The 8,245-nt window shown below is 73.6% G+C and carries 6 protein-coding genes; 3 read left to right on the plus strand and 3 right to left on the minus strand.

Annotated elements, in window-relative coordinates; all coding sequences use genetic code 11:
• The first annotated feature begins 8 nt into the window (after positions 1-8).
• On the plus strand, positions 9-1,739 hold the full coding sequence (polX, locus tag ACWDBE_RS23045; protein ID WP_449808917.1) for a DNA polymerase/3'-5' exonuclease PolX: 1,731 nt from the start codon (positions 9-11) through the stop codon (positions 1,737-1,739).
• 132 nt (positions 1,740-1,871) lie between these two features.
• Here polX and ACWDBE_RS23050 read toward each other — a convergent pair whose 3' ends face one another.
• Together ACWDBE_RS23050 and ACWDBE_RS23055 are read right to left on the minus strand one after the other, a co-directional pair.
• The gene (locus ACWDBE_RS23050) at positions 1,872-2,750 is read right to left on the minus strand and encodes a carbohydrate kinase family protein (protein ID WP_449808918.1); all 879 of its coding nucleotides are present in this window, start codon (positions 2,748-2,750) and stop codon (positions 1,872-1,874) included.
• A 3-nt stretch (positions 2,751-2,753) separates the two neighbouring features.
• On the minus strand, positions 2,754-3,794 hold the full coding sequence (locus ACWDBE_RS23055) for a pseudouridine-5'-phosphate glycosidase (protein WP_449808919.1): 1,041 nt from the start codon (positions 3,792-3,794) through the stop codon (positions 2,754-2,756).
• Between the two features lie 259 nt (positions 3,795-4,053).
• Between ACWDBE_RS23055 and ACWDBE_RS23060 the strand changes: the two genes are divergently transcribed.
• Complete coding sequence (locus ACWDBE_RS23060) at positions 4,054-5,718, plus strand: peptide-N4-asparagine amidase (RefSeq protein WP_449808920.1); 1,665 nt, start codon at positions 4,054-4,056, stop codon at positions 5,716-5,718.
• A gap of 371 nt (positions 5,719-6,089) precedes the next feature.
• Here ACWDBE_RS23060 and ACWDBE_RS23065 read toward each other — a convergent pair whose 3' ends face one another.
• Complete coding sequence (locus ACWDBE_RS23065) at positions 6,090-6,776, minus strand: response regulator (RefSeq protein WP_449808921.1); 687 nt, start codon at positions 6,774-6,776, stop codon at positions 6,090-6,092.
• Positions 6,777-7,095: 319 nt separating this feature from the next.
• On the opposite strand from ACWDBE_RS23065, the gene ACWDBE_RS23070 reads away from it, so the two are divergent.
• Positions 7,096-7,986, plus strand: a complete 891-nt coding sequence (locus tag ACWDBE_RS23070) for a S1 family peptidase (protein ID WP_449793232.1) — start codon at positions 7,096-7,098, stop codon at positions 7,984-7,986.
• Positions 7,987-8,245 lie beyond the last annotated feature (259 nt).

Here is an 8,245-nt window from a genome sequence, read left to right on the forward strand (position 1 = left end):
CTTGCCCCATGCCCCGGCTCAACGACCAGGTCAGGGAACTGCTCCAGGAGTACGCCGACCTGATCAACATCACCGGCGGGGACGCCTTCCGGGCCCGCGCCTACGAGAAGGCCGCCCGCGCGGTCGGCGGCCACCCCGAGGACCTGGCCGACCTGGACGTCAAGGGCCTGCAGCAGATCCCCGGCGTCGGCAAGTCCACCGCCGAGAAGATCGCCGAGTACCTCGCCACCGGGACCATCCCCGCCCTGGAGGCGCTGCGCGCCGAGATCCCGTCCGGCGTGCGGGAGATGATGGCCGTCCCCAGCGTGGGGCCGAAGCGCGCCCTGGCCCTCTACCGCGACCTGGGGATCGCCTCGGTGGACGAACTCGCCGCGGCCGCCCGCGCCGAGAAGCTCGCCGACCTGCCCGGCTTCGGCGAGCGCAGCGGCGAGAAGATCCTGCACGGCATCGACCTGATGCGGCAGTCCGGCGGCCGCACCCTGCTGGACACCGCCACCGAGCTGGCCGAGCAGCTGGTCGCCGCGCTCTCCGCCGTCCCCGGCTGCACCCGCTGCGCGTACGCGGGCTCACTGCGCCGGATGCGCGAGACGGTGGGCGACATCGACGTGCTCGCGACCGCCGAGGACTCCGCCCCGCTGATGGCCGCGCTCACCGAACTCCCGTACGTCACCGAGGTGATCGGCAGCGGGAGCACCAAGACCTCGGTCCGTACCACCCAGGGCGTACAGGTGGACCTGCGGGTCGTACCGGAGGAGGACTGGGGAGCGGCGCTGGTCTACTTCACCGGTTCGAAGGCGCACAACATCAAGCTGCGCACGATGGCCGTCCGGGCCGGGCTGAAGCTCTCCGAGTACGGGCTGTTCGAGGTGGACGGCGGCGCCAAGGTGGTCTCGGAGAGCGAGGACGAGGTGTACGCGGCGCTCAGCCTGCCGTGGATCCCGCCGCCGCTGCGCGAGGACCGGGGCGAGATCGAGGCCGCGCTGGACGGCGGACTCCCGGACCTGGTCCAGGAGTCCGACCTGCGCGGCGACCTGCACACCCACACCGACCTGACCGACGGGCTGGCCACCCTGGAGGAGATGGTCGACACCGCCGCCGCCCGCGGCTACTCCTACTTCGCCGTCACCGACCACGCCCCGGACCTGGTGATGCAGCGGATGACGGACGAGAAGATGCTCGCCCAGCGCGAGCAACTGCGGCAACTCGCCGATCGGCACAAGAAGTTGCGACTGCTGCACGGCACCGAGCTGAACATCGGCCCGGACGGCGGGGTGGACTGGCCGCCCGAGTTCCTGGCCGGCTTCGACGTCTGCGTGGCCTCCGTGCACTCGCACTTCGCCCTGGACCGGGCCGCCCAGACCCGTCGGCTGATCCGCGCCTGCGAGAACCCGTACGTGCACGTCATCGGCCACCTCACCACCCGTCGGATCGGCCGGCGCGGGCCGATCGACGTCGACCTGGACGCGGTGTTCGAGGCCGCCGCACGCACCGGCACCGCGATCGAGATCAACAGCTCCCCGCAACGGCTCGACCTTCGCGACGAGGACATCCTGCGGGCCAGGCGGCACGGCGTGCGCTTCGCCGTCGACAGCGACGCGCACGCCACCGGCCACCTCGCCTACCCGCGCTACGGCATCGGCACGGCGCAGCGCGGTTGGCTCACCGCCGAGGACGTGATCAACACCTGGACCTGGCAGAAGCTGAAGCACTTCCTCCGCAAGGACGCGGTGCCCAAGTAGCTCCGGGACCGCAGTAGCGCCGGCCCCCAGGTGGCTCCGGGGCTCAGGTGGCTCCGGGACGCCAGTAGCGCCGCGCCCGAGCGCCCCGGGCCCGGCGCACGCGACCGCGCTCGGCGGAAGCCCGCCGAAACGTCACTCCCCGCCCCAGGAGGCCCCGGGCGAGGCCAGCACCCGGGCCGCGCCACGGTGCCCGAGCCCGACCGCGCGCCCGAGGTCCCCGGTGTCCAGGAAGCCGGCCAGGAACCCCGCCGCGAAGGCGTCCCCGGCCCCCGTGAGGTCGCGCACCTCGGCCACCGGCGGCACCGGCACCACGAGCAGCGGCTCACCGGGCACGTCGACGGTGGTCGGCCCGGCGCCCGCCTTGGTGACCACCGTGGTGACCGCCAGCCGGACGCGCTCCGGCCCGGGCAGGCCGCCCACCAGCAGCCCGAGGAACTCCGACTCGGAGCGGTCGGCGAACACGAAGGTCGGCGCCAACCCGGCCAGCAGCGCGAGGAACCGCTCCCGCCCGAACCTCTCCAGCATGCCGGTCGAGGAGGCGTCCACCGAGGTGGTGCCGCCCGCCCGCCGGACCCTCACGAGCGCGTCGACGGCCGTGCTGCCGACCGGGTCGCCGTCGAAGGAGTAGGCCGGCACGTGCAGGTGGGTCAGCCCGGTCAGCCACGCGTCCGGGACCCGCTCCAGCAGCGTGGCGGCGCCCCGGTCGGGCAGCATGGTCCGCTCGCCGTCCTGGTCGATCAGCACCACCACGCTGCCGGTCCGGCCGCGCCGGGAGACCCGTACGTCGACGCCGTGGCCGGTCAGTTCGGCGACGAGGCCGTCCCCGACCGCGTCCGCGCCGACGCAGCCGAGGAAGCGCGCCGCGTGCCGCCCGGCGGCGAAGCGGGCGACGTTGGCCGCGCTGCCGCCGCGCCGACGGAACACCCGGGCGCCGGAGTCGGTGCCGTGCCGCAGCGGGCCGTCGGCCCAGACCACGATGTCCTCGACGAGGTCGCCGAGCACCCCCAGCACGGCTCAGGCCCCGGTCTCGGCGGGGACGGCCGAAGCGATGCCACCGGCACCGGCGGCCATGCCACCGGGACCACCCGCCGCCAGCGCGGTCGCGATCTCCCCGCCGAGCCGGACGTTGCCCCGGTACACCTCGACGTTGACCTCCAGGCTGCGCCCGCCGGTGTCCCGCCGGATGAAGTCGAGCAGGAACGGCGTGGAGGCGTTGCCGGTGACGCCCTGCCGCTCGGCCTCGGCCCGGGCGCGCGTCAGGATGCCGTCCAGCTCCTCCGGCGGCAGCTGCTTGGCCGGGTCGACCGGGTTGGCGATCAGGACGGCCTGCGGCAGGGCGAGCCGGTCGCGGGCCTCGATGACCCTGGCGGCCTGCTCGGGCGACTCCACACTGAAGTTGATCTCGTGGCCGGAGTCGGAGACGTAGAAGCCCGGGTACGTGCGGGTGCGGTAGCCGATGACCGGGACGTTGTGGGTCTCGAAGCGCTCCAGGGTGGCCCGGATGTCGAGGATGGACTTCACGCCCGCGCTGATCACGGTGACCGGGGTGGCGGCCAGGGTGGTGATGTCGGCCGACTCGTCGAAGCTCTCCGAGGCGCCGAAGTGCACGCCGCCCAGGCCGCCGGTGGCGAAGACCCGGATGCCGGCGCGGTGGGCGAGGAAGGCGGTGGCGGCGACGGTGGTGCCGCCGTGCCGGCCGAACGCGGCGACCACCGGGAGGTCGCGCAGGCTCACCTTCTCCAGGCCGTCGGTGGTGGACAGTTCGGTGATCTGCTCGGTGCTCAGCCCGACCGTGGGCACCCCGGCGTGCACCCCGATCGTGGCCGGGACGACGCCCGCCGCCCGCAACCGCTCCTCCGCCTCCAGGGCGACGGCCAGGTTGCGCGGCCTCGGCAGGCCGTGGGTGAAGATGGTCGACTCCAGGGCGACCACCGGCCGGCCGTCGGCGAGGGCCCGGGCGACCTCCTCGGACACCTCGATGGCGGAGGCGGCGGAAGCAGCGGGAGCGGCAGGGGCGGCGGAAGTAGCAGGGACCGCGGGGCGAAGTCCGGTCATGATGCGAACTCTCTGTGAGGGTGCCACTACGGCGGAGCAGGATGCCGCTCAGCGTATGGACGGTTCGCACCGGCAGCCAGGGTGCGTCCCCGGGTCGCACTCGCCGGCCTCGACGAAAGCGGGCCGCCACGCCGCCGGAGGCGCGGCGACGGACGGACGCCATCCCTTGACGCTGGCATGCCACCCCCGGAAGGATTCCCGGATCATCCGACCGGCCCGCGGCACCCGTCCGCGGGCCGCCCGACCCCGGGAACCCGCCTTGGCCCTGCGCCCGTTGCTCCGCCGCGCCGCCGGTCTGGTCGGCGCCGCCGTCCTCACCCTGGCCGGCACCCTCACCGCCGCCGGTCCGGCCCACGCCGACTTCGGCACCGACTACCACGACCCGGTCACCGCCACCAAGCCGCTCACCCGCCCCGACACCCGCTCCTGCACCGTCGAGGTGATGCACGAACGCGAGTTCCGCAACGGGTACGGCAACCCGCCGGACACCCCGTACACCACCACCCTCACCCCGCCCGCCGACTGCGCCGGCCCCTGGTCGGCGGTGGTCCTGGACCTCCACGGGCAGGTCGCCGGGCGGCAGTTCGACCGCATCTTCAGCGTCCGCGTCGGCGGCGTCCAGGTGCTGCTCTCCTCCACCCCGGAGCCGTCCAAGGACGGCATCGCCTGGAGCGTCGAGCACGACGTCACCCGCTACGCCCCGCTCTTCGCGGACGGCCCGCAGGACTTCTCCTTCGACCTCGCCAACGTCACCGACGCCACCTACACGGGCGTCTTCACGATCAGCGCGAGCCTGAGCTTCTACACCGCGGACGAACACCGGCCGGCCGCCCGCACCGCCGACCGGCTGCTCACCACCGGCCCGTTCGGGCTCACCCAGGCCGCACCCACCGCCGGACGGGACCTCACCTTCCCGCAGAACCTCGAACGCCTCACCGCCGAGGTCTACGCCCGAGGCGGCGGCGCCTGCGAGGAGTTCGCCTACGCCTCCGCACCGGACGCCTTCGCCGCCGCCAACCCGGGCACCGGCATCTGCGGCAAGGGCCCGTTCCGCGAGCTGCGGCTCACCGTGGACGGCCGGGTGGCCGGAGCCGTCTGGCCGTACCCGGTGATCTACACCGGCGGCTGGGACCCGCTGCTCTGGCGGCCCGTGCCCGGCGTCTTCGCCTTCGACCTGCCCGCCTACCGGCTCGACCTCACCCCGTACGTCGGGCTGCTGCTGGACGGCCGGCCGCACGCCGTGGGCGTCACCGTGAACGCCGCCGAGGCGCAGAGCAACGACGTCTGGACCGGCCAGGTCAACCTCTTCGCCGAGACGGACCACGGCGCCGCCCGCACCACAGGACAGCTCACCGACCACCGGGTCGCCCCGGAGGCCACCGTCGCCACCGACCTCGCCGACCACGGCGGCGGCAGCGGCGACTGGACGGTCACCGCCGCCCGGAACGACCTCGCCCGGGGCTGGGTGCAGACCTCGCACGGCCGGATCACCACCGAGGTCCGCGACGAACTCGCCTTCCGCTCCACCCAGCGGCTGCGCGACGGCGGCAACGACCTGACGCTGCGCAACGGCACCGATCTCACCCGCACCACCTCCACCTGGGGCGGCGGCCCGCACCGCACCACCACCGTGCACGAGGGCGAACCGCTGGACGTCTCCTACCGGGTGAGCCGGGACGCGGCGGGCAACAGCGACCAGACCACCGCCATGGAACTCGGCTACCACCGCGAGGCCACCGCGGCGACCGGCGGCCACGTCACCGAGCGCTCCACCGTCGACCACACCCTGCGCCCCACCGCCGTGCGGCACGACGGGGACCGCACCGTCCGGACCGGCAGCAGCACCGAGGAGTACCGCAGCACCGGGCCCGAGGGGCCGTACCAGCGGACGCTGAGCTTCGTGGACGGCTGGCCGCGTACCTGAGACCCGCAGGACCGAAGCCCGCGCACCTGAAGCCCGACTGCCCGGGTTGTGAAAAATTGCCCGGATTCGTGCCGCACACCCCTGGTGCACGGCGCGTGGGAGGCGCATGATGGGAAATGGACCTGTGAGGCAGCTGAAATAGTTCGACCGCAGGAGGCAGTGGCGACAGATCGAGACGGATCAGGGTCTGCCGCTGATCACTACCTCGGTCGACGATCGAACTACCGGCCGGAGGACACCACGTCCGGAGGCCACCCCAGTCTCACAGGTTCCACGCGTCCACGGAGCATCCCCTCGGCCCCGTGGACGCGTTCCGTCCTTCCCTCCCATGGCCGTTACCGCGCTCGTGGCGGTTGCCGGGCCCGTGGCCGTTACCGAGCCGCCCAGCCCATCTCCCAGGCGTGCACCGCGATCCCGACCCGGTTCCCCACCCCGAGCTTGCGCTGGATGCTGGCGACGTGGGTCTTCACCGTGCCCGGTGAGATGAACAGCTCCGCGGCGATGTCCGCGTTGGTGCGGCCCGCCGCGACGTGCCCGGCGATCTCCACCTCCCGCTCGGTCAGCGGCACCACCGGAGCCGCCTGACGGCGGTCCGGGCGGCGCGGCACCGTCACGTGCCGCAGCAGCCGGACGGTGACCGACGGGCTGATCAGGCTCTCCCCGTCCGCGGCCGCCCGTACCGCCTCGGCCAGCAGGGACGGGCCGGAACGCTTCAGCAGGAAGCCGGACGCCCCGTGCCGCAGGGCCGGGTACACGTACTCGTCCAGGTCGAAGGTGGTCAGCACCACCACCCGCACCGGCTCCGCCACCCCCGGACCGGCCAGCCGCCGGGTCAGCTCCAACCCGTCCATCCGCGGCATCCGGATGTCCACCAGCGCGACGTCCGGCCGCAGTTCGGCCGCCAGCTCCAGCGCGGCCAGCCCGTCCGCCGCCTCGCCCACCACCTCGATGTCCGGCTGGGTCGTCAGGATCCTTCGCACACCGCGCCGGACGGCCTCCTGGTCGTCCGCGATCAGGGTGCGGATCACCCGCCGGTCCTCGCCGTTCACACTCGTCACGCCCAGCAGTGTCGCGCACGGGTGAGCGGCGGGAAAGTTCACGCGGCGGACCGCGCGGTTCGCCTTCGTCCGGTGGGCCGGCTGCCATGGACGAATCCAGTGGACGTCCGTCCGCCAGCCGCCGCGGCCTCCTGGCCGGTGCGACCGGCGTCGGCCCCGGCGGCGGCCGGGGCCACTGAGGCCTGCCCGAAGAGGGGGATTTCCCCCCATTCGCCGACCTGCTGCCCCGACACGGCATCCACCGGCCGGCGCCATGGTCCAGCCGATCTTGAACGTACAGGCTGAGCACATCCGAATCCCCGAACGGAAGGAACCGTCCGTGTTCAGTCCCAAGCCGTCCCGTCGCCGTGCCGTCCGCGCCGCAACCGTCGGGACCCTCGCCGCCGTCGCCTGCACCACCCTCATGGCGGGCAGTGCCGGGGCGATCGTCAACGGCGGTGACTCCACCGAACGCTACCCCTTCATGGCGGTGATCCCGATGTCCGCCCCGGAGGCCGGCCTGCTCGACGGCAACTGCGGGGGGTCGCTGATCGACCGCCAGTGGGTGCTGACGGCAGCGCACTGCGTGACCGGCCAGATCGAACTCGACGGCACCGTCCGCATCGGCAGCGACCAGCGCAAGACCGGCGGAACCGTCCGGAAGATCGACCAGGCCTTCGTCCACCCCGGCTATGCGAACGGCGACAATCAGGGCCCCAACAGGAACGACCTCGCCCTGATCCGCCTCGACCGGCCCGTCTCCGAGCAACCCATCAGGATCGCGAAGGAGGCGGGCGGCCCGGGTACCCCGACCCGGCTCCTCGGCTTCGGCACCACCGTCGACGGCGAGTTCGACTTCCCCGACCACCTGCAGGAGCTGAACACCCGCCTGGGCGCCGAGTCCGAATGCGCACCCGGCTTCGCCGACCCGACCAGGCTGTGCACGGTCAGCCCCAAGCCCAAGGCCATGGCGTGCCACGGCGACTCCGGCGGCCCGCAGCTCCAGAAGGCCCGCAACGGACGGTGGGAGCTCGTCGGCGTCACCTCGGGCCCCGGCGTCCTGGGTGTGCCGTGCTCGACCGGCCCCGGGCTGTACACCAGCGCGCCCGCCTACGCGAACTGGATCAAGCAGACCGTGAAGGCCGACAGCAGCCACTCAGTCGACGAAACCGACACCGTGCTCGCCGACCCGATGGCGGACACCGGCGCCACGTCGGCCGAACTCCGGTAACACGCCCGGCCGCTGACGCCACCACGGCACTCGGCCCGCCGACCCCGTCGCGGCTCGCACCAGGCCCGGCCCTCGTACGGCCGTCATGTGCCGGCCGGGCCCCTGGCCGACAGCCGCAGGGTGTACCTGGCGGCACCCGTCGGGCCGGCGGAGACCGCCCGGAACGCGTCACCCCTCCGCCGTGCCCCTCCGCCGTCCACGGAAGCGGGGTGGGCGCCCTCCGGGGGGCACCCCGAACGGGCGGGCCCCACCCACACCC

This window comes from Kitasatospora sp. NPDC001132 (assembly GCF_053598415.1).

Excerpts from the sequence above, each read along its gene's own strand:
- polX (WP_449808917.1), top strand. The coding sequence starts at position 9 with ATGCCCCGGCTCAACGACCAGGTCAGGGAACTGCTCCAGGAGTACGCC.
- ACWDBE_RS23055 (WP_449808919.1), bottom strand. The coding sequence starts at position 3,794 with ATGACCGGACTTCGCCCCGCGGTCCCTGCTACTTCCGCCGCCCCTGCC.